20 protein-coding genes are annotated in these 26,050 nt (G+C 47.6%); 6 read left to right on the forward strand and 14 right to left on the reverse strand.

Annotated features, from left to right (window positions below; all coding sequences use genetic code 11):
* Positions 1–144: 144 nt before the first annotated feature.
* Both DWU89_RS07935 and DWU89_RS07940 read right to left on the reverse strand, forming a co-directional pair.
* Positions 145–708 (reverse strand): Crp/Fnr family transcriptional regulator, encoded by a 564-nt coding sequence (locus DWU89_RS07935; RefSeq protein WP_115499114.1) that lies wholly within the window; start codon positions 706–708, stop codon positions 145–147.
* Between the two features lie 30 nt (positions 709–738).
* Positions 739–1,302 carry an RNA polymerase sigma-70 factor gene (locus tag DWU89_RS07940; protein WP_115499181.1) on the reverse strand — a complete coding sequence of 188 codons (564 nt, stop codon included), beginning with the start codon at positions 1,300–1,302 and terminating at the stop codon, positions 739–741.
* Between the two features lie 153 nt (positions 1,303–1,455).
* Here DWU89_RS07940 and DWU89_RS07945 point away from each other — a divergent pair, with 153 nt between their 5' ends.
* From DWU89_RS07945 to DWU89_RS07970, 6 genes are all read left to right on the forward strand, one after another.
* The gene (locus DWU89_RS07945; protein WP_115499115.1) at positions 1,456–2,724 is read left to right on the forward strand and encodes a carboxypeptidase-like regulatory domain-containing protein; all 1,269 of its coding nucleotides are present in this window, start codon (positions 1,456–1,458) and stop codon (positions 2,722–2,724) included.
* A 124-nt stretch (positions 2,725–2,848) separates the two neighbouring features.
* Positions 2,849–3,403, forward strand: coding sequence for an RNA polymerase sigma-70 factor (locus DWU89_RS07950; RefSeq protein WP_167451650.1), 555 nt, complete (start codon positions 2,849–2,851; stop codon positions 3,401–3,403).
* Complete coding sequence (locus DWU89_RS07955; RefSeq protein WP_115499116.1) at positions 3,396–4,241, forward strand: FecR family protein; 846 nt, start codon at positions 3,396–3,398, stop codon at positions 4,239–4,241. The genes DWU89_RS07950 and DWU89_RS07955 overlap by 8 nt, the downstream gene beginning before the upstream one ends.
* 28 nt (positions 4,242–4,269) lie before the next feature.
* Complete coding sequence (locus tag DWU89_RS07960; protein ID WP_115499117.1) at positions 4,270–5,835, forward strand: STN and carboxypeptidase regulatory-like domain-containing protein; 1,566 nt, start codon at positions 4,270–4,272, stop codon at positions 5,833–5,835.
* Between the two features lie 489 nt (positions 5,836–6,324).
* Positions 6,325–6,657 (forward strand): 6-carboxytetrahydropterin synthase QueD, encoded by a 333-nt coding sequence (gene queD, locus DWU89_RS07965; protein ID WP_115499118.1) that lies wholly within the window; start codon positions 6,325–6,327, stop codon positions 6,655–6,657.
* Positions 6,644–7,186, forward strand: coding sequence for a 7-carboxy-7-deazaguanine synthase QueE (locus tag DWU89_RS07970; RefSeq protein WP_115499119.1), 543 nt, complete (start codon positions 6,644–6,646; stop codon positions 7,184–7,186). Before queD ends, DWU89_RS07970 begins: the two co-directional genes overlap by 14 nt.
* Here the strand turns inward: DWU89_RS07970 and DWU89_RS07975 are convergent.
* The 12 genes from DWU89_RS07975 to DWU89_RS08030 all read right to left on the reverse strand — a co-directional run bounded on the left by DWU89_RS07975 (position 7,179) and on the right by DWU89_RS08030 (position 25,798).
* Positions 7,179–8,522: a dihydroorotase gene (locus tag DWU89_RS07975; protein ID WP_115499120.1), complete on the reverse strand. Its 1,344-nt coding sequence runs from the start codon at positions 8,520–8,522 to the stop codon at positions 7,179–7,181. The genes DWU89_RS07970 and DWU89_RS07975 overlap by 8 nt on opposite strands.
* A gap of 41 nt (positions 8,523–8,563) precedes the next feature.
* The gene (locus DWU89_RS07980; RefSeq protein WP_115499121.1) at positions 8,564–11,335 is read right to left on the reverse strand and encodes a polysaccharide lyase family 8 super-sandwich domain-containing protein; all 2,772 of its coding nucleotides are present in this window, start codon (positions 11,333–11,335) and stop codon (positions 8,564–8,566) included.
* 9 nt (positions 11,336–11,344) lie between these two features.
* On the reverse strand, positions 11,345–12,082 hold the full coding sequence (locus DWU89_RS07985) for an MIP/aquaporin family protein (RefSeq protein ID WP_115499122.1): 738 nt from the start codon (positions 12,080–12,082) through the stop codon (positions 11,345–11,347).
* Between the two features lie 53 nt (positions 12,083–12,135).
* Positions 12,136–13,635: a glycerol kinase GlpK gene (gene glpK / locus DWU89_RS07990; RefSeq protein ID WP_115499123.1), complete on the reverse strand. Its 1,500-nt coding sequence runs from the start codon at positions 13,633–13,635 to the stop codon at positions 12,136–12,138.
* A 21-nt stretch (positions 13,636–13,656) separates the two neighbouring features.
* Complete coding sequence (locus tag DWU89_RS07995; protein WP_115499183.1) at positions 13,657–15,219, reverse strand: glycerol-3-phosphate dehydrogenase/oxidase; 1,563 nt, start codon at positions 15,217–15,219, stop codon at positions 13,657–13,659.
* A 182-nt stretch (positions 15,220–15,401) separates the two neighbouring features.
* The gene (locus tag DWU89_RS08000; protein ID WP_115499124.1) at positions 15,402–17,747 is read right to left on the reverse strand and encodes a transglycosylase domain-containing protein; all 2,346 of its coding nucleotides are present in this window, start codon (positions 17,745–17,747) and stop codon (positions 15,402–15,404) included.
* Between the two features lie 152 nt (positions 17,748–17,899).
* A complete protein-coding gene (locus DWU89_RS08005) occupies positions 17,900–18,940 on the reverse strand; it encodes a YeiH family protein (RefSeq protein WP_115499125.1) in 1,041 nt (346 codons plus the stop codon).
* A gap of 106 nt (positions 18,941–19,046) precedes the next feature.
* The gene (locus DWU89_RS08010) at positions 19,047–19,931 is read right to left on the reverse strand and encodes a LysR family transcriptional regulator (protein WP_115499126.1); all 885 of its coding nucleotides are present in this window, start codon (positions 19,929–19,931) and stop codon (positions 19,047–19,049) included.
* A gap of 93 nt (positions 19,932–20,024) precedes the next feature.
* On the reverse strand, positions 20,025–21,512 hold the full coding sequence (locus DWU89_RS08015) for a hypothetical protein (RefSeq protein WP_147292100.1): 1,488 nt from the start codon (positions 21,510–21,512) through the stop codon (positions 20,025–20,027).
* A gap of 6 nt (positions 21,513–21,518) precedes the next feature.
* A complete protein-coding gene (locus tag DWU89_RS08020) occupies positions 21,519–23,270 on the reverse strand; it encodes a PEGA domain-containing protein (protein WP_115499128.1) in 1,752 nt (583 codons plus the stop codon).
* Positions 23,271–23,280: 10 nt separating this feature from the next.
* Positions 23,281–25,185 carry an LPP20 family lipoprotein gene (locus DWU89_RS08025; RefSeq protein WP_115499129.1) on the reverse strand — a complete coding sequence of 635 codons (1,905 nt, stop codon included), beginning with the start codon at positions 25,183–25,185 and terminating at the stop codon, positions 23,281–23,283.
* A complete protein-coding gene (locus DWU89_RS08030) occupies positions 25,172–25,798 on the reverse strand; it encodes a hypothetical protein (RefSeq protein WP_147292101.1) in 627 nt (208 codons plus the stop codon). Before DWU89_RS08030 ends, DWU89_RS08025 begins: the two co-directional genes overlap by 14 nt.
* Positions 25,799–26,050 lie beyond the last annotated feature (252 nt).

Consider the following 26,050-nt stretch of genomic DNA (forward strand, 5'->3'; position numbering starts at 1 on the left):
ATCGTGAAAAGAGTCAATCCAAAACCGATCAAGATTTCGGACGAAATAGAAAAATAGCCGAAACAGGGGGTTATTGTCTATTTTGTTATTTTCAAGAGGCTTAAAACTAAGAAATAGTGAACCTGTAAATGATGATTTATAAGTTCATTTTACCGATGACCGTATCCGGCTAAGCGATTGGGGAGTGATCTGCAGAAAAGAGGCGATATGTTTGAGGGGCACCCGCTGAAAAAGGTCCGGACGTGTCCGGAGGAGGTTTTCGTATTGCTCACGGGCATCGCTCCAACTGTCGTTTATAAAATAGTTTTCATATTCCCGAAGATAATAATCGAGCAATTTACGCATCCAGTTGGCCAGTTCGAGCGTCTGCTCGCAAAGCTCCTCCAGCCGCCGCGCCGGAATACGCAACAGGACGGTGTCCTCCACCATCTCCAGATTGTAGGCGGCAATTTCACGGTAAGACATATTCACGATTTCACCGGACGAAGCAAACCACAAAGTTACGTCGCGCATATCCCGTTCCACGAACGAGCGCGTCAGCCCGTCCTTCACAAACCAGACATACGGGTCGCGGTCTCCTTCGTAAACCGAAAAACCGCCTTTCGGGACAAAGACTTCCTCCATCTCGTCCGTCAGTTTCCGTATCGCCTCATCCGACAGCGGATAGATCAAACGTTGTTGCGCAATAAAATGATCCAGATCTTTCATACCATACTATTATATCCGGTACAAAGATATTCAATTTTCGGTCCCGTCGATATAACGGCCCAACATCTCCCGCAGGCGGCCGACGGCTTTTTGAAGTTGCACATCGACGGTATTGACGCTTATACCCAAATCTGCCGCCACCTGTGCATACGGTTGCTTTTCTTCACGCACGCGGATAAATATCTCCCGGCAACGCTCCGGCAGGCGGTCGAGCGCCCTGACATAATGGGCGAAAAGTTCCTCGCTGACTAATATATCTTCCGGCGATTCACCCGTATCGGCAGTACCGGCACAAGCTTCCGCCGCCTGGTCTTTCCGGCGCTGTTCTTTTTCGAGATAATTCAAAGAGGCATTTTTTACGGTGACAAAGAAATAATCTTCCAGGTCGGCGATCCGGTGCAAAGAATCCCGGCGTTCCCATATCTTCAGAAAGACATCCAGGACGACTTCCTGCGCCCACTCTTCCGTATGCAGATAGTAGTAGGCAATACGGAAGAAACGGTCGAAACACAGGTTGTAGAAATCGCGCAGAGCCGCTTGGGAACTCTCTTCTTCGATCTGTCTCAAATATCTTCTTACCGCCTGCTCCGTCATCTTCTTATCTTCTATAACCGGGGCAAAAATAGTCAAATTTTCATATTATGTCCACCATCCGAAAAAAATACAGCGTAAAAGTGTAGGGTATTTTCCGGCTGAACCATCTTAGTTATACAAACAAGAGTATTAACTTATTAAACAATATGGAGTATGAAAGCGATGCATAAACAATTATGGGGATATTTGCTTATTACACTGTTGCTGGCGGGATTCACACCTTTACAGGCACAGACCGATTCGGCAGACGAAAGTGATTACATCACGGTCAGCGGCGTAGTGAAAGACAAGAAAAGCAAAAAGAGCCTGGAATATGTGAACATCTCGATTCCGGGTACGACAACCGGTACCGTTACGAATGCCGACGGTGAATTTTCCTTCAAGGTCAAGGACTCGATACAGGCCAAGGAAGTGGAGATATCTTACCTCGGATACTACAATGCGAAAATTCCTCTGAACGGAGAAAATATAGAAAAAGAGACCGTATGGCTGACACCTTACACGAATATGCTCGAAGAGGTAATCATCCATGCCCGCGACCCGCGCTACCTGGTGGAAGAGGCCATCAAAAAGATTCCGGCCAACTATAATCCCAAGCACAGCCTCCTGACCGGATTCTACAGGGAAACGGCCCAGAAGGGACGCCGGTATATCAATATCTCGGAAGCGGTGATCGACATATATAAGACACCCTACAACGAGACGGCAGACCGCGACCGCGTACAGATTTTCAAAGGCCGCAAGCTGCTCAGCCAGAAGGCGAGCGACACGTTGGCAGTCAAGCTGCTGGGCGGACCGAATATGTCTATCTATGTGGATGTGGTGAAAAACCCGGATGTCATACTCGAGCTGGAAAGCCTGCCTTACTACAAGTTCCGTATGGAAGAATCGACGACGATCAACGACCGTCCGCAGTATGTAATCAATTTCGAACCGCAGGCCATCCTGCCGTATGCGCTCTATTACGGTAAATTATATATCGATAAGGAACGGTTATCCTTTACCCGCGCCGAGTTCTTCCTCGACATGAACGACCGCAACAAGGCGACACAGGCAATCCTCCGGAAAAAACCGTTCGGACTGCGTTTCAAGCCGGTCGAAGTGTCGTTCCTCGTCAACTATCAGGATCGCGACGGTGTGACCTATCTGAGCTACATCCGCAACGGCGTCCGCTTCAAATGTGACTGGAAACGCAAATTGTTCTCCACCAACTACACCATTCTTTCGGAAATGGTCGTGACAGACGGGAAAGAAAGTACGACGAACGCGATCCCGTACAAAATGGCATTCAAGCAGAACCAGTCCTTATCGGACAAGGTCGCCGACTTTGCCGACGCGAATTTCTGGGGTTCCTATAACATCATCGAACCGACAGAATCGTTGGAACATGCAGTCGACAGACTGAAGAAACAACATAAATAATATGCCGATTAATCAATGTGCCGATTTGCCAATGAATAGATTAATGTATAAATTAGCATTCTCTTAAATTGGCACATTGGCAAATTATCACATTGGCACATTATTATATTGAAACATTATTCCTATGCTGAACGACCTGCTTATACTGACAAAGATCAAAGATGGAGACGTCAAGGCTTTTGAACAAGTTTTCCGTCAATACTATATGCCTCTTTGTCTGTATGCTGCGAGCATCACAGGAAGAATGGATATAGCAGAAGAGATTGTACAGGAATTATTTTTAGTGTTCTGGAGAGAAAGAGAGAGGTTGCAACTGTTCCATACGATTAAAAGTTATCTGTATGGAGCCGTTCGCAACCAATCCCTTCAGTATTGGGAACATCAAGACGTACGCAACCGCTACCGGGATGCCGTCCTCTCCCGCCCGGAAAAAGACGATATGCCGGACGACCCGCAGGAACAGATAGAATACAAGGAACTGGAAGCCCTGATAGAGCGTACGCTCCGGAAGCTGCCCGAACGCCGTCTCCGCATATTCCGGATGCATCGCTTCGAAGGAAAGAAATATGCAGAGATCGCTTCCACTCTCTCCCTATCGGTTAAAACAGTGGAGGCCGAAATGACAAAAGCACTTCGCACATTACGCAATGAATTAGAGATTTATTTGAAATATGATTGAAACAGAAAGAAATAAGAAAAAAACAGACCAGGCATGGAATGCACTCTATCAACGCCTGGAGGAAGAGGGCTTGCTTTCGGGCCGGCCGGCTTCGCCATACAGAAGCATTCTATGGAAAGGGGGCATGGCTGCCGCCGTCGCCCTGCTTTGCCTGCTCGTATCCGTCGTTTATCTGAACAGGACGGAACGGGAGGCCGACCGGAATCTGCTCACCCGCCAGAACAGCGAGACAACGACTACGTTGGTGACGACACTCGAAGACGGCTCCGTCGTTTATCTGGCGGGAAACACCTCGTTGCAATATCCCCAACATTTCTCTTCCGACCGGCGGGAAGTGAGCTTACAAGGAAATGCCTTGTTCGACGTGGCGGGCAACCGCGCACGCCCCTTCGTGATCGAAACGGAAGATACCCGCATCGAGGTCTTAGGCACGGCTTTTAATGTGAAAAGCAACGGCAGTTCTCCTTTCGAACTGTCCGTACAGCGGGGAGAAGTGAAAGTGACACTGAAGAAAAGCGGCCAGGATATACACGTGAAAGCAGGAGAAACCGTAACCCTTCTTTCCCGGAAACTGCAACTGAGCGCGACACCCGACCCCGGACAGTTTGCCCGCTACACCGAACGGATCCGGTTCAAAGACGAGATGCTCGGTAATATCCTCCGGGTTATCAATTCACAAAATCCGGGTATCCGGTTGGAGACAACGCCTGAGTTGCAAAACCGGACACTTACCGTTACGTTCTCCAACGACACGCCCGAAGATATGGCTGAACTGATCTGCTTGGCGCTCAATCTGAAAAAGACGGAAAAGAATAATACGATAACACTGTCCGAATAAAACCGGATAATTGTTATACCTTTATATCATGACACATACGACCACTACATACCGCCTGCTCCTGCTGTTCTGGATGCTGTTGCTTCCGGCAGGTTTCCTACGAAGCCAGGATGGCGATGATGTGCTGGGCCGTATGATCCATTTATCCAAAGAAAAAAACACGGTTTACCGGCTGCTCGACAAAGTATCCGATCAAACCGGCCTGCTCTTTATCTACGACAGTAAACTGATCGATAACGAGAAAACGGTACGCATTCCGGACGGCGACTATACCATACGGCAAGCTATCTACCGGATCACGGGGGACGAGCAATTGAACCTGCGTGTCATCGGCAACCATATCCTGATTTCACCACCGCAGAACAAAATACCGGTAGCCATACCGGACACTATTCCCGGGGAAGAAACAAACGTTCATTTTGTCGTGAAAGGCATCCTGCTCGACAGGCAGACGAACGATCCGATCGAGGCCGGTACAGTCGGTGTACTGAATACTTCCATCGGCAGCATCACCAACGCCAACGGAGAGTTCCGGCTCACACTCCCCGACTCGCTCCGGACATCCACGCTCTATTTCTCCCACCTGGGCTACGAACCGCGTGAGGTAGCGGCATCCCTGCTTACGGAACAAAACAGCACGATTGTCCTCGAAGCCAAAGTGATTCCAATACAGGAAGTCGTCGTACGCATTGTCAACCCGCTCCGCCTACTCCGGGATATGCAGGAAAACATCCGGAAGAACTACCCGCAGTCGCCGGCCTACCTGACCACGTTCTACCGGGAAGGAATCGAGCGTAAAAGTCAATTCGTAGGTCTTACGGAAGCAGTCTTCAAAGTGTATAAGTCCGGATACAAGCAAAACCCGTCACCGGACCAGGTCAAGCTTCTCAAGATGCGCCGCATCATCAGCCAACGGGAAAAAGATACGCTCATCGCCCGGATGAAATCGGGCATCGGGGCCAGCCTGCATCTTGACTTGATAAAAGAGATGCCTGACTTCCTGTTGGCGAATGAAAACATAGAAGAATATACGTATGCCTCGACCGACATCACGGTGATTGACAACCGGCTGGCCAACGTAGTCTATTTCGAGCAGAAAGAAAACGTCCGTTCGCCCTTGTACCGGGGAGAGCTGTATATTGATTCCGAAAACAACGCCTTGCTCCGCGCCCGTTTCGAGATCAATCCGAAATATATCAAACAAACAGTCGGGATGCTGGTGGAGAAGAAAAGCCGCAACTTGAAAATCACTCCGCAAAGGGTGACCTACACCGTTACCTATAAGCCGTATAACGGCCAGTACTATATCAACCATGTCCGGGGCGACCTGTATTTTAAGATAAAGAGAAGAAAGCAATTGTTCGGGACATTCCCGCTCCACACCTGGTTCGAGATGGTAACCTGCAAGGTTGATACCGACCAGGTAAGCCGCTTCACCCGCAACGAAGCGCTGCCGACACGAACGGTGTTTGCCGAAACCGAATTTACATACGATGAAAAATTCTGGGGGAACTTCAATGTCATCCCGCCGGAAGAACGGCTGAACGATGCGATCGGAAAAATATCGTCAAAGATAGAAGAGACGGAAGAGTAACCCTCTAAAAACATAAAGAGGACCTTTTCTCAAAGGTCCTCTTTAAGGTTTTAATAGGTATTAGTCTTTAAGGCAAAAAGATTGTTTAGGTTATCTGCATGCAAAGATGAGGCATTTTAAATTACTGAACAAATAAAAAAAGATATTATAAAACACATTTTTAAGATTATCGAAACTTATTTGCAGCTTCTTCTATTTTTTAACAATATGGTCTTGCTGCCGGAAAACCGGTTCAGAGCGTTCAAAACCACCTCATATCTTTGATTCTGAATCAAATTAACGCATATATTTTTTATTTTGAAACAAAAAGGCTTGTTTTTCGAAAAATTTTCTTCGACATACAGTTTTAATGACATACAAACGGAACATATATATTTTAAGATTTCAATACACTAAGTACAGCTCTCCAACAGGATTTTTTGAGTAAATTTGCAGCCTGCGCCGAGGTGACATTAGGGGCTGACATAAATTCTAAAACAGTTTTATCGTATGTATACCGTTATCAAACGAATGGAGATTTCGGCAGCACATAGTCTGTCGCTTTCCTATCCGAGCAAATGTGAGAATCTGCATGGTCACAACTGGATTATCACTGTATATTGCCGTTCCGAAGAATTGAACCCGGACGGCATGGTGGTCGACTTCAGCCATATCAAACGCATCGTAAAAGACCAGCTGGACCACCGGAACCTCAACGAGGTACTCCCTTTCAACCCGACAGCCGAGAATATCGCCAGATGGATCTGCGACCAGCTCCCCACCTGTTATAAAGTAGAAGTTCAGGAATCAGAAGGAAACACGGCTATCTATGAGAAAGATTAACGAGATATTCTACAGCCTCCAGGGTGAAGGCTTCCATACGGGGACGCCTGCCGTATTCATCCGTTTCTCCGGATGTAACCTGAAATGCAGTTTCTGTGATACCCGCCATGAAGACGGGACGCTGATGTCTGACGAAGAAATCCTGCAAGCCGTCTCGGCCTATCCTTCCAACGTCGTCATACTGACAGGCGGCGAGCCTTCCCTATGGATCGACCAGTCCTTTATCGACCTGTTGCACCAGGCGGGGAAATATATATGTATCGAAACAAACGGTACGAATCCGCTACCCGAAGGCATCGACTGGGTGACCTGCTCCCCGAAAGGCGCACCGTTGCGGCTGACGCATATCGACGAAATAAAAGTGGTCTATACGGGACAAGACCTGACAGCCTATGCCAACCTGAAAGCCTCCTGGCATTTCCTTCAACCTTGTTCCTGCCAAAACACAAAAGAGGTGGTAGAGTACATCCTCCACCACCCCCTTTGGCGTCTCAGCTTGCAAACACACAAACTGATTGATATCAACTGATATACTTCACTTCCATCCCGCGGACCGCGTCATCCACCCGGCCATCGGTATAAGCCAGTTGTCCGTTGACAAATGTCTTCCAAACGGCATGATGGAAGGTGTAGCCTTCAAAAGGAGACCAGCCGCATTTGTATAAGATATTGTCTTTGGCAACCGTCCAGGTTTCTTTCGGATCGACCAGGACGAGGTCGGCATAGTAGCCGGGACGGATATATCCGCGACGGTCGACGTGGAACAGTTCGGCAGGCATATGCGCCATTTTTTCCACTACCTTCTCGTAGGTGAAACGTCCTTCCATCGCCAATTCCAACATCACGATCAGCGAGTGTTGGATAAGCGGTCCGCCGGAAGCGGCTTTCAGGCAACTCCCCTCCTTCTCCGAAAGCAGATGGGGAGCATGGTCGGTCGCCACAATATCGATTGTGTTATTATTGACGGCTTCGCGCAATGCGGTACGGTCTGCCAGTGTTTTGATAGACGGATTCCATTTGATACGGTTACCGAACAATTCATAATCGCCGTCATGGAACCAAAGGTGATGCACGCAGACTTCCCCTGTAATCTTCTTTTCGCTCAGCGGAAGCTCATTGCTTAACAAAGTAAGCTCTTTTGCCGTCGAGAGATGCAGGATATGCAGGCGGGAATTCAATCGGGTCGCCAGCTCCACCGCTTCGGACGAAGAGGCATAGCAGGCTTCTTCGCTGCGGATTTTACTGTGGAAAGATATATCCAGATCCTCCCCGTACAAGCCGGTATAATGGGCTATGTTCCGTTTGATCACCTCCTCCTTTTCGGCATGGATGGCGATCAACATACCGGCTTCACCGAAGATACGTTCGAGGCTTTCCTTCTTGTCGACCAACATATTGCCGGTTGAAGAGCCCAGGAAAAGCTTCAGCCCAGGAACACGGCTCCGGTCCAGCTTGCGGATCTCGTCCATATTATCGTTGGTCCCGCCAAAGAAGAAAGAATAGTTGGCTGCCGAAGCCTCCGCTCCCCGCCGGAATTTCCATTCCAAGTCGGCAAGGGTGGTTGTCTGCGGCTTCGTGTTCGGCATATCCATGAAGGTAGTCACTCCACCGGCTACGGCGGCACGGCTTTCGCTGGCGATATCGCCTTTATGTGTCAGTCCGGGATCACGGAAATGCACCTGGTCATCGATGGCACCCGGAAGCAGAAGCTTACCCGTCGCATCGATCACCCGGCCATCTTCGGCTGAAGCCGGAACAGTTCCTTCGTAAACAGCGGCAATCTTATCATCCTCGATCAGCACCGAACCGGTAAAGGTGCGGCCTTCATTGATGATAGTGGCGTTTTTTATCAGTGTCTTATTCATATCTTTTTTTATTTTAGTTATGACAAAGGTACGGAAATCTTCTATTCTAACCTCAATATGCCCAAGGAAGACGGGATATGGAAATCCGGTTCGGTCGCTTCGGGCACAATCCAGGAAGACCAGATCACCTGGTCATCCTTATTTCCGAAATAATCCGCCCGGTAAACGCCCATGCGAATCTCGCCTTCCGGAGAAACCAGCCCTAAATCTTTTAATGATTTCAATGAAAGGGAACCTTCCACACGGTAAGAATCCTTACCGATATAAGTAGCCACTTTCAAATCTTTAAAGTTCCAACTGCCATCAAACTTCCGGTAGTGATGCGCTTCATAGTCCATCACCTTGCCCTGCGGGTCGATCTCTGCACAATAGTAGGTTTTCATTTCCGGATCTTTGCTAAAGAAAAATTCAACGCGGTCGCTGCTTCCGACGGAAGCCTCCGTCTTTTCGTTGTTATATACCAAAGTCGTATCGGACACTTCATACAGGAAATACAGGTTCTTTTTATCGTGGCAGACATAAAAAGCCGTGCTGTCTTTCACCGCTCCATCCCAAGGAGCGATAAGCCCGCGTACGGCAGATGGGATATTCCAGTCGTCGCTCTTTCCATCGACTTTTATGCCTTTGACAAACGGAGCACGGATAAACGGATGAATAGAAATGCTCTTTCCCAGCGGATGACTGGAAGGGAATACGATTTTCACATCCCGGCCGTTGATGTTAAGTGATAAGCTAATTTGTTTATGCGTCGGATCGGCAGCCTCGACATGCCAGTCGCCACGATCCCGGCGGAACATATAAATGCCCGGTGTCAGGATATCCACTTGCAGGTCATACCGCAAGTCCAGCTTTTGCGGTTCATACGCCGTCACATAAAAACAACCGCCGAGGCCGACAGCCTGAACCGACCGGTCGTTGCGGATCACCTCTATATCCTGTGTGGAGAAAGCCGCCGTCTTTTCAGCAGAAGAGGCAGGAAGGATCAGGTATTGGTAGCCGGCATTATCCGCCCTTCCATGCTCGATATGCAAACCGACGATCTCACCCTCCACGGTTGCAGGTGCATACGAGCCCATAAAATCGCACCAACGACCGGAGCGCTTTTCCGAAACAGCCACACAGGTAGCCGGCTGCAACACGATATAGCCTGTATTATCATGGAAGAACCGCTGCTTTTCCGGAGAAGAGGTGTAAGTCCCGTTTACCGGAACCCAGCCTTTATGCTCATAACGAAGCAAATCGCCATGCTTGACACGCTGGTCAATGGAGGTTGTAACAGCCAATGTACTGTCCGAATGGATACCGGCACCGAGACAAAGAACATAATCATCGGTAAAGATCCACGACTTACGGGCCTGCAATCCGTCACGGTCCAGGACCATGGCCGTCATACCCGTATGCCCGTCCGTCACGCCTCCGACAAAAGCCGTCTTATTCCGCACATGCTCCCCATAACGGAAAAAGGCGGGAACGGGAGCATCGCTCTCATAGGAGGTGATACCCGGTATCTTGCGCCAATCCCAGAACGGGAAAATATTCAGATACTCATCACCCCGGCAATAGGTATAGAGCGCACCGTCCGCCATATAGAAACCTTTCAGGTTATCTTCATTAATAAGTTCCGTCCCGATCACCCGCCAGGAGGCCATCTTGACGGAAGCCATCCAGGCCGGAGAGCGATGGATGGTCTGGTCCGAATCCCAGAAATGCTTATGTCCGGTAAAGCGGCTCCCCTCCTTTTCGGGAGCATAGTTGTCTTGAAGGAAATCGTTCATCCGGCTGATATCTTCCGCCCCGCTTCCCCGCATCAGGGCATTTGTCGCAAACGCCAGACTGAATGCCTTATGAATCTGTCCGCTATGGAAAAGTTGGCGGTCAAGCGCATTGATATCCATGTAGCCTCGCCAGACAATCCAGCGATAGCCGTTCAGCAGGAAAGAATTCAGGATATCCTGCTGTTCCTTGTTCAAGGCAAAAACCGTTCCGGCAAACAGACCGGAGAAGGAACTCATCTCAGTCAGGAAGGCCAAGCCGTAATTGCCGAACTGCTGCTGTGGCCCGTGCTGATGGAAACTCCAGTCACTTCTGATCCCTTCCTGCGTCCCGATCGTGATCTCGGAAACAATCGTATCGCGGGCAGCCTTCACCAGTTCAAAATCGTCCTGCAGCAAACCGCGTATCAGTACGTTTCCGGCCAACCACACTTTGTTTTGCCCCGTCATTCCGAACTTGGCATTCTCCATCACTTCGATGGCTGCCGCCTTTTCCTTCGCATCCAATTCGTTTTTCATCAAGAGGAAAGCCGGACCCAATGTTTTGGGAATCCCGATTTCGTTGTACCACCAGTTCTTGCAAACCGGCTTCTCGCGAAACCAATAGCCGAAGGCCTGATGAATGACTGTTTGGAGTTTAGGCCCCCAATGGCAATCGCCGTCTTCCGCCATGTAGAGTTTGGCAAGTTCCAATACCCTGTCGGCATGTGCCTTGACTGACCAGCCCGACCGCTTCTGGTCGTTATAATCGATATCCGGCCAGGAACCGTCCTCCCGGATCGTTTCCATATAGGCCGTTATCTTTTCTATGTTAAATGGATAACGCTGGTGGAGCTCCACGACCACCTGGTCGGCTATCTCTGTTTCCGGTTGGATGCCGGACAGGAGCTCAACCAAAGAGGCCGTCCCGTCATCGTTCGAGACCAAAGACCGGATATAGTTTTGTTGAAGCCGCTCCAACTCCTGTTGCGGTGTTTGTGCGAACAAAGGGATCGCTACAAGAGAGAACAAAAAGACGGAAACTTTATTTCGTACATTCATGGTATATAATTATAGAATATAGTATAACATAGCTGCTACGGCCGCCCCGGCAATCGGTCCCAACACCGGAATCCAGGCATATCCCCATTGGCTGCCGCCTTTTCCTTTTATCGGCAGAAGGGCATGCATGCAACGGGGAGCCAAATCGCGGGCCGGATTAATCGCATAACCTGTCGGGCCGCCCAGCGACAACCCGATCACCCAGACCGTAAACGCCACCGGCAACGCCCCTACGGAGCCCAAACCGATCGGCAACGTACTGTTGCTATCCTTCAACGCTAATTCGCCGCCCGTGATATAGAACACGACAAACATCAGGGCAAAAGTCCCGACCGCCTCCGTCAGGAAATTAATCGCCGGATGGCGGATGGCCGGACTGGTACAGAACACGCCCAATATGGCATCCGGATCGTCCGTCGCCTCAAAATGGTCTTTATAAACAAGCCAGACTAAAAGCGCACCTAAAGCCGCTCCCAACATCTGGGCAATCACATACTGGCAAACGTCGCACCAGGGAAACGTCCCCCCGATAGCCAACCCGATGGAAACCGCCGGATTGAGATGCGCCCCGCTATACGGCCCGGCCACCACCACTCCGATAAACACACCCAAAGCCCAGGCTGTCGTTATCGCCATCCAGCCGGCGCCATGCCCTTTGGTCTTACCGAGGCATACATTTGCTACAACGCCTCCTCCCATCAGGATCAGAAGCATGGTTCCTAATAATTCTGCTATAAATGGAGTCACAGTTATTTGAATTATGAATTTTGAATTATGAATTAAGAGTTAACTTTCAACTCTCAAGTTGCCCAGTTTAAGGATCTTCCCACCGCCTTATGCCATTCGGAGAGCAAGGCTTCGGCCGTCTCTTCATGCATTTCGGCACTGAAGATATTGTCCAACGACCATTGATCCTTCAACTCGTCGACATCTTTCCAGTAATCGATAGCAAGCCCCGCCAGATAAGCGGCACCCAAAGCAGTCGTCTCCAACACCCGCGGACGTACCACCGGGCAACGGCAGATATCCGCCTGGAACTGCATCAGGAAATTATTGGCAATCGCACCGCCGTCCACACGTATCTCTTTCGGCTTGGCATGTATATCGTTTTCCATGGCCATCAGGACATCGTAGACCTGGTAGCAAATACCTTCGAGAGCGGCACGGGTCAGATGGGCGACACTCGTCCCACGCGTAATGCCGATGATCGCACCGCGGGCATACTGATCCCAATAAGGAGCCCCCAAGCCGGTCAATGCCGGGACAAAATAAACCCCTCCGTTATCTGGTACGGAATTGGCCAATTGTTCTGTTATGGCAGCACTCTGTATCACACCCAACTCATCACGCAACCACTGTACGACAGCCCCACCGACAAAGACACTGCCTTCCAGGGCATACGTCACCTTGCCGTCCAGCTTCCAGGCAATCGTCGTCAATAGGTTGTTCTGCGACAGAACCGGGCGGCTTCCCGTATTCAGGATCATGAAACAGCCCGTCCCGTAAGTTGTCTTGATCATGCCGATATCCGTACAAAGCTGTCCGAACAAGGCGGCCTGCTGGTCGCCCGCCATACCGGACACCGGAATACCGGTCTTGAAAATAGGCGTAGAAGTCTCGCAATAGACTTCGCTGCTGCTTTTCACTTCGGGCATCATCGAGGCCGGAATATGGAAAAGCTCGAGCAGTTCATTGTCCCACTCCTGCGTATGGATGTTGAACAGCATTGTGCGGGAAGCATTCGTGATGTCCGTAATAAATTCCGTCCCGCGCGTCAGCTTCCAGACCAGCCAGGAATCGACCGTTCCGAAACAGAGCTCTCCACGTTCAGCCCGCTCGCGGACACCTTTCACATGATCCAGGATCCAGCGTATCTTAGTTGCGGAAAAATAGGCATCAATCACCAAGCCTGTCTTTTGCTGGATCATCGAAGCATATCCCTGTGCCTTCAACTGCTCGCAATAATCGGCCGTACGCCGGTCTTGCCAGACGATGGCGTTATAGACCGGGAAACCGGTTTCGCGATCCCATATGATCGTCGTTTCACGCTGGTTGGCAATACCGATACAAGCGATATGGGTATCCGTCACATCCGCTTTTGCCATCGCTTCCTTGATGGCGGACGACTGCGTGTACCAGATCTCGTTCGGATCATGCTCCACCCAGCCGGGTTTAGGAAAATACTGCTGAAATGTTTTCTGCGCCAGTGTGATGATAGCCCCTTGGTGGTTGAAAAGGATCGCCCTTGAAGAGGTTGTTCCCTGGTCGATAGCCAGCACATATTTATTTCTGAAATTCATATCATCCGTTTCTTTTGATTATCAATTCAATATATAATGGGAAGCCACCCGGTTGAAGTCGTCCAACTGGGCTGCCTGCCAAACTTCATCTTTTCCCCGTTCTTTTGCCAGGATAGCCACAACGACAGGGGCCATCTCCATCGCGGCACGCGCATCCATAAAGAGAATACGCAGGCGACGAGCCAGCACATCTTCCAGCGTCCGCACCATTTCATTGCGGACAATCCAGACCACTTCCCCTCTGGTAAAGGCATATGCGGGATGGAGCTTCTCTCCCATTTCCGGCGAAGAGGCGACCAACGTCCGGATTTCATCGGCATCCGTTCCGTAGACATACAGAGGATCGGAGAAATCGGGGTTCGGACGCGAGCCGTGCACAGGGTAACGTTCCGTCACACAGTCCTTTGTCGGCACATGCATATAACGGATCGCATAATCCAACGTGTCTTGTGCCATCTTTCTGTAGGTAGTCCATTTCCCTCCGATAATGGTAATTAAACCGGATTTCTCCCGGATAAGTTTATGGCTCCGGGAAATCTCTTTCGTTTTCTTACCTTCGTTGCGGGGAGCGGCAAGGGGACGGAGTCCGGCAAACACCGACAGGACATCACTCCGCTGTGGAGCGCGTGTCAGGTATTTTCCGGCGGTATCGAGTATAAACTGTATTTCCTGTTCGAGCGCGACCGGCTCTGTTTCGGCATGGTCCATCAGCGTATCGGTCGTTCCGACCACCACCTTATTATGCCAGGGGACAGCAAAGAGCACACGCCCGTCGGATGTCTTGGGGATCATCACCGCACAATCGCTATCCAGGAAAGAGGCGTCGAGTATCAGGTGTACTCCCTGGCTGGGGCGGACGGTCGGACGCTTGCCCGGTTTATCCATTTGCAGGATCTCATCGGCAAACACACCTGTCGCATTAATAACGGAACGGGCCTGAACAGAATAGACCGTTCCGGTTTCCTCATCACGCACCTGCACACCCGATATCTTCCCTTCTTCTTTCAGCAAGGAAAACACATTCATATAATTCAAAACACAGGCTCCGGCGTCGACAGCCGTACGGACCAGGTTGATCGCTAACCGCGAATCATCGAACTGCCCGTCATGATAGAGTACCCCGGCTGTCATCCCCTTACGGCGAAGCATCGGTATCGTACGGATAGCCCGCTTGGGCCCGATGCAGACAGAGCGTCCTAAGCTCAGACCACGCGCCATCAAATCATAGAGCACCAGTCCGATTGTATAAAAAGGCCCTTCCCACCAACGGTAGCAAGGGATCAAGAAGAGCTGGTCTTTCACCAGGTGGGGAGCATTCCGGCGGAGCAACCCCCGCTCGCGCAACGCTTCACGAACCAAAGCGACATCGCCTTGTGCCAGATAACGGACACCTCCATGCACCAGTTTCGTACTCCGGCTGGAAGTTCCCTTCGTGAAGTCCGAGCGTTCAAACAAAGCGACACTGTATCCGCGGGTGGCAGCATCCAGTGCCACACCCAGACCGGTAGCACCGCCGCCAATCACGACAAAATCAAAGATATTGTCCTTGTCATTTAATTGAGAAATAATAGTCTCACGTTTCATATCCCGCGTCATTAGAAGTTAACACTCACAAATCTAACAAATATTTTCCAGAAACGGACAGGATAAGAAACTAAATTAACACAGTAAGGGATTATAAAAAATGGCTCCTGTCTGAAAAAATATCGGACAGGAGCCGTTTTTTTTCAGACAGGAGCCATTTTTTCTCAGACAAGTATTAAAATTTACTCGAACATCTTATCTATGCCCCCGACATCCGTCGGCGTTTGTTTACGCTCTTCTTCGGTGGTCATCTTGCAGGGATTCTGATATTGTTCGGGGATTTCAAAGTCTTCTTCCTGCGAATAGCCCAATGTCTTGTCGGCATAGACTTTCTGCATATAAAGTCCATAAATCGGCAACGCCATGCTGGCGCCCTGGCCTTCGGACATACGGTCGAAGTGGATGGAACGGTCCTCACCGCCTACCCAGACTCCGGATACCAAGCTCGGTGTGAAGCCCATAAACCAGCCGTCGGAGTTGTTCTGCGTCGTACCGGTCTTTCCTCCCATCGGCGCCTTGATGCCATAACGGAAACGGACACGGCTACCGGTACCGCCGTCTATTACGTTTTTCAGCATATGGAGCATCTTATAGGAAGCATCTTCCGTCAACACTTCGCTCATCTGCGGGTTGAAGTTCGCAATCGTATTTCCATAGGAATCTTCTATGCGAGTGATATACAGCGGTTCGACACGGATACCTTTATTGGCAAATGTCGTATAAGCACTCACCATCTCGCCGACCGACACATCCGGCGTACCCAGACAGATAGAGATCACAGGGTCCATCTCGTTCTTCAAGCCGAACGAATGCAACAAGCGGACAAACGTATAAGGAGACAACTGCCCCATCAACCAGGCCGTCACCCAATTGTCGGAGTTCTGCAACCCCCACTGTACGGAAACCATCTCGCCGACACGTTTCTTATTCGCATTACGCGGTTCCCAAAGCCGTCCGTTCTCGTCCGTCAGACGTTGCTGCACGTGCAGCATCTCGTCGCAGGGGCTGATCCCTTCGATCATCGCCAGCGAATAGAGGAAGGGTTTGATAGTCGAACCGATCTGGCGGCGTCCGCCGTTGACCATATCATACTGGAAATCGTTATAATCGATTCCCCCGACATAGGCTTTCACATAGCCGGTACGCGGGTCCATCGACATAAAGCCGGTACGCAAGAAACTTTTATAATAGCGGATCGAATCCAACGGAGACATAACCGTATCGATCTCTCCGCCCCAACTGAACACGCGCATTTCGGCAGGCTCATTGAAAGCAGCCTTTATCTCTTTCTCGCTCGCTCCCGCACTTTTCATCGACCGGTAACGGTCGGTCTGGTGCATGGCGCGCATAAAAATCGTATCGACCTCGCCCTGACGCAAATCGCGGGAGAACGGAGCGTAGTTCTTTCCTTTTTTCTCTTTGAAGAAAGCATCTTGCAAATAGCCTCCGATATGTTCACGGACAGCCTCCTCGGCATACTGCTGCATGCGTGAATCGATAGTCGTATATATCTTCAGACCGTCGGTGTACAGGTTATAGAACTCTCCGTCCGGTCTCTTGTTCTTGTTACACCAGCCATATGCAGGATTTGTTTCCCAGGCAAGCGAATCTTCCCTGAACTGCTGCATCTGCCAGCCCCGGTAGTTCTTGCGTTCGGGCTTTTTTGCCGTCAACGTCAGGCGCAGGTATTCGCGGAAATAGGGAGCCAGGCCATCTTTATGGTCCATACGGCTGAAATGCAGGGTCAACGGCAAGGCTTTCAACGAATCGCACTCGGCCTGCGAGAGATAACCGGCTTTCAACATCTGGTCCAACACCGTGTTCCGGCGTCCACGCGTCCGCTCGCTGTGGCGCTTCGGATTAAAATAGGACGGGTTCTTACACATCCCGACAAGCGTTGCCGCCTCTTCCGTCTTTAAATCTTTGGGAGTCTTGCCGAAATAGACACGGGCGGCCGACTGGATACCGACGGCATTATAAAGGAAGTCGAACTTATTCAGATACATATTGATAATCTCTTCCTTCGTATAGAAACGTTCCAGCTGGACAGCGATCACCCATTCGATCGGCTTCTGGAACAAGCGTTCCATCACGTTGTCGGCACTCGGCGAAAACAACTGTTTTGCCAGCTGCTGTGTGATAGTACTACCGCCACCGCCGCTCTTCTGCATCAGAAGACCACGTTTGACAACTGCGCGAAACAATCCCTGCGCGTCGATACCGCTGTGTTCGGCAAAGCGAACATCTTCGGTGGCAATCAACGCCTTCACCAGATCAGGCGATAAATCGTTATAGTTGACGAAAATACGGTTATCCTGACTGTGGGCATAGGTGCTGAGTGTCTTTCCATCGGAAGATATTACCTGTGAAGCATATTTATCAATCGGATTTTCAAGCTGTTCGACCGGAGGCATATAGCCTATCGAACCATTGGCGATTGCCGAGAACAGCAAAACTACGACACCTACTGCTGCAGCAAACAGCACCCAAAATGAAATTATGATACCTTTTGTTACCTTTGAAGCCATTTCTTGTTAATTGAAAAATTGAGAATTGAAAAACAGTATCCAACTCTCAATAAATTGCATTGAGCCACAAAGGTAATAATTTATAGAACACAAACAGATAATTTTCAATTCCCAATTAACAAACCTTTCAAAGTGCCCTTACCGAGTGTATATTAAACCAAATATTTAGCCAACAAATAACCGCCTCCAAGCAACCAGATATACAACACCGCAGCCAGGATGAAAGGTTTCGCACCGGCCTTTTTAAACTTCTCGATGCTGGTTTCCGCACCTAACGCCGTCATAGCCATCGTTAACATAAATGTATCCACATTATTAATCCCGTCTACAACCGCATGGGGAAGCAAATCAAAAGAGTTAAAGCCGATCACGGCCAGGAACCCGAATGCAAACCAGGGAATCGTTATCTTGCCGCGTTTCGCAACGCCGGCCCCTTTCACTCCATTGGAAACAGCTTTCACAGCGGTACGTGCCAAAGCCAAACTCATGATCACCAATACGGGAGCTAACATCATGACACGGATCATCTTCACGATAATGGCTGTATCCGAAATCTCTTTTCCCATTGCATTGCCGGCACCTACTACATGCGCCACTTCATGCAGGGTCGACCCGGTATAAAGTCCCATCTGTTCAGGTGTCAGATCCAGAATGCCGGAACGGTACATCGCCGGATAGATAAACATGGACAAAGTCCCGAAGATAACGACAGTCGAGACGGCAACAGCAGTTTTATGTGGTTCGCTTTTTACCACCGGTTCAGCTCCCAATACGGCTGCCGCACCGCAAATGGCACTACCCGTAGAGGTCAGCAAAGCCAAATCCCGGTCCATCTTCATCAGCCGTCCGACAAACAGGCCGATAAAAATCGTAGCCGTCACGATTATCGTATCGATCAGGATGGCAGGAAGCCCGATTGCGACCACACTCTGGAATGTCAACCGGAAACCATACAGCACGATACCGGCACGCAACACCTGTTTCGTACAGAACAGTATTCCCGGCACCCATGTCTCCGGCAAATGGTTACGCAAGCTGTTCGCATATATCATACCCAATATGATACCGACAATCAGCGGGCTGAAAGAAAGGTTCTTGACAAAAGGAAATTCCGCTATATAGAAAGCAGAACAAGAGAAGAGAGCTATCAACAGAATACCATGAAGTACGTTACTCCTTTTTTCGCTAAACATAATCAATTAAGTTTAAAATCCATTACTTTTATAACCGGCGGCAAAAGTAAGGCTTTTTCCCGGTATCCTTTCCTAATATGTTTTTATAGGGCATAACGCAAGGTTATTACCAGCATTGGCAAGCATAGCGGATAAAGCTTTCTTCCACTCCCCCGTTCTGTCCTTGCGGTTCGGCAAAGGCAAACATCCGCTCGGCCCGGAAACCGTCCACTTCAATCACCTTCAGCCGTCCGGACATCAGTTCACGGGTCACGGCACGAATAGAAACAATTCCCAACGCGTCAGAGTTCTCCAAAAACAACTTAATACTTTCCGTACTTCCCATCTGTAACAATACGTTCAACTGCGACAACTTAACTTGGTGCTCTGCCAGAGCCGCCTCCACCACATCGAGCGTTCCCGAACCGTTCTCGCGCAAGACAAGCGGCAAGGTGCAAAGCTGCTCAATCGTAATCTCGTCGTAAACAGCCAACGAACTGCCGGTGTGCGCCACGACGACCAGCTCGTCTTTCATAAAAGGCGTATAATGAAGCGTACTCTGATGCGCCGTCCCTTCCACCAGCCCGAGCGTGATCCTTCCTTCCCTCAAGGCTTGTTCGATGTCACGGCTATTCCCGTTCTGCAAAGAAATTTTAATCTCCGGAAATTTCTGGATAAAAGAGGAAAGGACAGGCGGGAGCACATACTGCGAGATGGTCGTACTGGCCCCTAACCGCAGCTCACCGCTAAAATTATCCGTCAGCAGATTCATCTCGAAATCCATCTGCCGGTAAGCAGAAAGCAACAGCTTCGTATGCGACAGCAACAGTTCGCCGGCATGAGTGAGTGCGATACGGCTGCCCACCCGGTCGAACAATGGCGTTTTATATTGCACCTCCAATTCGTGGATATGTTTACTGATAGCCGGTTGACTGATAAACAGCTCTTTTGAAGCCTTCGTAAAGCTTAGATTCGTGGCTACGCTATGAAATACTTTCAGACGAAAATCCATAGATGGTATAATTTTCAGGCAAAGATACGGTTTAGGCGGGGGATATACAAAAAATAAAAAAGCCGCGGGTTAAAAACCAGCGGCTTTTATCCATTATTCCAACAAGATCACCTTTGCTGTCGCATTATCCATATCCGGCATAGTCCTACCAACAGGGGCCCCTATAAATGTAGGATCACAAATAACATAACGTGTGCCATTTATCGCAACGTAATCACCGGTCACATTTTCCGAAAAATGAACGGCTGTTGCCAGATGTCCCGGATAATAAATCAACACGACCTTTAATCCCAACAAATCCCGCACCAACCGGGAAAAGAGGATGGACCGGTCTTCACAGTCACAATAAGGATAAAAAAGAGTTTCATCCGCAAAAAACGCTCTATCATACCCCCAGACCTTATCATCATACTCATAAACAAAAGCAGTCTGGACAAAATTCAACAACCGATTGACGGCATCAATCTGTGACTTGCCTGTCACAACACTCTTCAAGGCCGGATACAAAGAGCTTTTAGCCTCCTGGCTTAACGGAGTGTTGGCATACATAGCCCACCGCGTACCGAAATCTTCATTTATCATTGACGTAGGATAGGTATCGAAAAAACGGATCAGATTCCGGTTTGTATGTACCGTCGCCTTCACTTCCGGAAAACGTTTAGATTGTAAATCCCGTTCGGGGGATGTGTTTGCGGCTAATTTCTGTTCTGTATTCACCTGTAAAGAAAGAGGCCTTTCTTTCGGATATGAAGCCTGGCAAATATATAACTGTTTCAGGTCGCAATCCAACGGATAAAATTTTTCATCATCCACTATCCAAAAACTCTTCTTATATATAATATGTTCACTGGCATACAATAAATAAAGCTTGTTATCCGCATTAGCCAACCTCATCTTATATCCGGACTGGCAATAAAGAAAAGCTGTAAATAAGGTAGCCTCATTATCACATCCCTTAAAAAAAGCTTTTGACAGATTACGCAGCATCAACAAATAGGCCCAATCGCACAATCTATTTTGGTTCCTTATCGAGAGACAATCATTAATAACATTATTATAACGCTCGCCAGACAAAATCGTCCATGTTTTAGCAATATCGTTTTCGCTGCAACTTCGAAGGCTAAAACGATGTTTCTCCTCCAGACGCACTTTCAGATCTGTTCCAAAGAAATTAAATGAAAAGTAAACATCAACCGGCTTTGGAGTATCTTCTATCGGTGCAATCGGTTCAGGCTGCGGAACAGGCTTAACAATCGGAATAATCTCTTCAAAAGGTTTGGGATTATCCTTAATCGGCTTATTTTTATCTTCCTCCGGATAAATAACAGGAGGAACCGGTTTGTCATCCTTAGGCATGGGAACACCTTTGATTGCATCAAACTCTTTCCACGCTTTTTTCATAAAAGCCGCATACTCTTCATTTATCTTATTCCGGAAGTCTTCAAACTCCTTTTCTTTCGCTTTTTTAAATGAAGAATATTCACTTTCAGTTTTTTTCTTGAATTCCTCAAAATTGCTTTGCGCCTTAACCTCACAAGAGATCAAGGCACAAATAGACAATATGTACACTGTTTTTTGCATAACTCATTAATTAGCACCAAACACCCATGAAACGCTAAGTCCCAATTTGTTTTGGACTGTTTTGAAACTTCCCTGATCTGCATAAAACTTATGGTCAGTCAGCCCTTTGGAATATGAAGCATTTACCTGCACCGGGCCAACACGCATCCCCAATCCGACCTCTGCTGAAAGATTAAAACGGTTAGGCCAAGCCTCTTGTCCGTAATAATCAGTTACAGGCTCCGTATTGTCTCCATCTTCCGACGAACTGAACGCTGCATGGATACCATAATCCAAACCAATACCACCATGTACGGACAATGCGACTTTTTCAGCAAAAGGGATACGATAATAAGCATGGACAGGCATATAAGCGCAGTGTTCCACAAACTTATCCAAGTAACCGTTATCCTTCATCTCGTCGTCCCATGACATATAGCACTCGTAAAACAATCCGGTATATAGCCCCAACCCCCAACTGAAGCAAGGCTGAAAATGTAACCCTACCTGAAGACCATGCAGCCTTTTATTTTCACGCCCCCATACATCTTCTTTCACTCTTGATCCTTCACCCGAAGTAACCCATTGTTTCGTTACATATCCCATAGAAAATCCCATCGGAGCAGAGTCATACTCGCGTTGCCAAGGCCAGACAATAGAGTTTTTAGGTTTTATCAAGAATTCATACTTGGATTGACTATTGGCCTTTACCCGTGCTGTTTTTTCTTTATAGTTCCCGGCATATGACATCCTGAATTTATATCGTCCATACGGTAAATTCAAATGATAAGAAGGTTTCGCTTCTTTTAATTCATCAGGATCAACTGTATATGAACCATCCAAGTTAGAAACATCTAATCGGGCATTTACACGTCCACCTTGATAGGATGCATATAATTCAACAGACTTTTTCTTAACGGGGCGTAACATTACTTTTGATGTATTATCACCTACTGTGAGGGCCAGCGTATCACGTTTATCGGCACTAACGACAGCGACAATACTATGTAGACCGTAAGGTAATTCCAGATCCATCGGAGTACGACCTTTCAGTGCATTTTCACCATCTACGTATATATCCGCTCCACTCGGATCACTTTCCAAATGGACGACTTTACGCTCCCGGAAATCATAACTGTCGAATCTGATATTACCATCCGCCACCTCAATCGTCTCCTTTTTCAGCATCTTTCCATCTTTAGTAAAGACCAAAGAATGTTTACCATAAGATACACCGGAGGGCTGCACCGGAGTCCGGCCGATCTCCCGATCATCCATCAAAACAGTCACTCCTGTAGGATTTGAAGAAATAAAAATTGTGGCAGTCTTATTGTTTTTCAGCACAACATCATACACGCCTTTCGGCTTCAAGCTCAAGCTATACAAACGATTACTCTTAGCAATCGTACCATGATCAAGCTGCGCCTCCATTATAGCGGCATCTGTAGGCGTTACAAAAATCCATATTTCTTTTTCATCATAATTCAAACGATTCCGGGTTTCTTTAATCGGGGCACTATTTCCAAAATTAAACTTGACATTTGCAGCATCGTCTATCGGCATATTCTCAAATGTCACACGTACCCACGCACAATCTTTATCGCCATTTACATCCTTAGGCCACTCTCCATCAAAGAAACGTGTTCCTATATTTTCCAATCCCCCCAGAGATCTCGACTCTTTAAAAGAATGCAATTGAAGTTGATCTTCTTGTTTTTCCTGGCTATAACCGGGAAGTACCACTATTGCAAATAAAAAGAACAATACTATTTTTTTCATAATCGTTCAATTAAAATTCTAATTCGTTTATAAATTCACTTAAACTCAACATATCAGATTTTTCAGGTTGCCACATTCTTATATGTATTAAAGGTAATTTCTTCGATGCATCCAATACTAATGTCAGAAAACCCTTATCCGAATAGACAGGAGAGTTATATATTTGATTGATCTGTATGGCGAAAGCCGTACCGACAGGCAATCTTGGAGCGTTAATCATCTGTGTCACATTATGTTCAAATATGAGATGAATATATTCCCTCTCATTGAAGTGCCTACGCAATTTAGCAAGATATTGTTGCTTACTTTGTTTGGTATAACGGATGTTATCACGCTTCAAATTGATCTGCGTACCTTCAATCTCCGGACTTGAAACAGAAGTCAAGACCGTCCCTGTTATGATTAAAGCATCATCGGAAAATATCTTCTCAATATAATCGAGCCGCTTCAATGCATAAGCTGTCTGATAATCTTCCATAAACTGCAAGATTGTATAACGCGAGATTTCAGTCCACGAAGATGCTGCATTAAAAATATCATCTTCCGCCTTTTTTGTAAGAGCAAAAGCAATCGACTGTATCTTTCCACTCTCCTTATTGAAACGAAAGACAATATTATCCATAAAAGTCTGACCATTTTTGAAGCGTATCTTCACTTTACAGAATCGCCCCAATATCTGTCCGTTCGCTTCGATAAACTCATAATTCTGCTTACCGACTACAGACACTTTTCCGGTTTTATTGATCAGTGTTTCAAACATTTTATAGCCTTCCGTCGTAAAAGAAGAATATACATCTTGTGGAGAGCCTGTCTTTATTGCATTTTCAACATTTTGCAATACACTTAGATAGTCCTCATTGTTCTGTACCGTTGTCACAGGTATCCGCTTGCGCATCTCTACTTTTTCCGGCTGTATGTCGGCATATTCGGCAGAGACAGATGCCGTCACCCCCTCCTCGAATTTTTTATCCGGCTTTATGGACTTCTGTTTTTGGTTCACCTTTACAGGGACCTCTACCAATGCGTTTTCAATCGGCAAAACAGTTGACTTATCAAATATAGCCCGCAGCTCCGCATCCAAATTTTCAGCTTCCTTACGGAAACTATACTCATAACGTATCCCGATTTTATTACCTACTGGCAAGGAAACAAGGTCCAGTTCTCCCTCTCCATCTCTCACAATCAATGGTCCGATAAAGGATTGTCCGTCGAAATAACGTAATTGCAAGCTGGCGACATCCCTATCGTTATAGGTAAAACGCATCCGCGCAAGATAACGAAACCCGTCTCCCGTACAATCAACCAAAGAGACTTTAATTCGGGAAAGTACGGATTTGATCTTCAGAGGCAAAAACGTAAGACAGTTCGATGGTTTGCCATTGAAGTCTGCATAAACGGCATCGCGATTCACTTTTGCAAGCATAAACGCCCAATAATAATTACGAAGGGCATCATCTATCTGCAAATTTTCTTCCGCCACTTTACCTGTAGCCACAAAATCAAGTATTTTCTTTTTGCGCTCTTCAAACATTTTATCCACTTCCGTCTTCGCTACCCATCGAAACACTTTTGCGTTCGGTTCCCCTTTCAGCACAGTCATCCTCACATTCTGCAAAGAGGCAAATGAATAAGATGCAACAGATCCTTCCTGAATGTAGCTCGAGGACACAGAACCATCGCTATTCCGCTCTCCTCTGTCTGTTTCCTGAGACTGAGTAGATATGCTTACGGCAATCTGGCGGCTGATTTGTGCCAAAGCGTTACTCTCAGCCTCTTCCAATGTTGTCCCTGAACCTTCGGCGCAATAATATCTTGAATCATTCTTTATATCTTCTATATTTTGTGCATGCACATAAAACCCCAAAAAAGTACAGATATAAATAAAGATCAATCGTTGTAGCCTAAATGCTAACATCACTCATTTCTTTTTTCAGTTCTTCTTCAACCCGGTCTCTAAATTTCTGGAACTCATATTGCATTTTGATCCTTTCCTCATCAGGAATCCGTTGCTTAACATTATCAACAATATCATCGGCCAATTTTGAAACACCATCTTTATATTCAAGGCATACAAAAACCTGATACGAACCGTCAGCCTGCAAATATTGCGAGGTTTTTATAATCACGGTATTCTTTATGGTTTCTTCCGCCACCTGCAAAGTCATCTCATTACTATTAGAACCTTCATCTCTCACTCCTGCCCCTTCTTTCATATTCGATGAATATTTCCCATAAGTGAAACCACTTTCTTCTTGAGCTGTTTTTATTTTAGCAGCTATTGCACGAGCAAACTTTCCACGAGCCTGCATTTCCGCATAGTTTGAAGCCGTTGACAATCTGAAATTAATCCCCTCTCCCCAAGACCGAACCTCAGGTTTCTGCTGTGCTAATTCCTGACATTCATCCAGCTCTATCTTCATTTTTGACGGTCCGCTCCACTGGGTTGTCGCTTTTTTCGAACCACCACATCCACACAACACTGTACTTGCAATAATACCAATTGCAATAAATCCTTTTAAATTTTTCATTATTAATACCTTTTAGTTTGACAATTGACAGTAATATGATCCCCCACCCCCACAAATACAATTGGTACAGGAAACGCTGCAAATTTATAAAGAACAGATTCTCCGAAAATGAAGGAATTTTCCAAAACCAGATAAGTTGCAAGATTTACAGTCAAGCGGTAAAAAATAATCGACAAAATGAAAATAAAATAAATTTAAGTAAAGAATTGAAGACACATTTTAGGCTGGTCATATACAAGGAATAAAAAGCCG

Source organism: Parabacteroides acidifaciens, assembly GCF_003363715.1.
GTDB lineage: Bacteria > Bacteroidota > Bacteroidia > Bacteroidales > Tannerellaceae > Parabacteroides > Parabacteroides acidifaciens.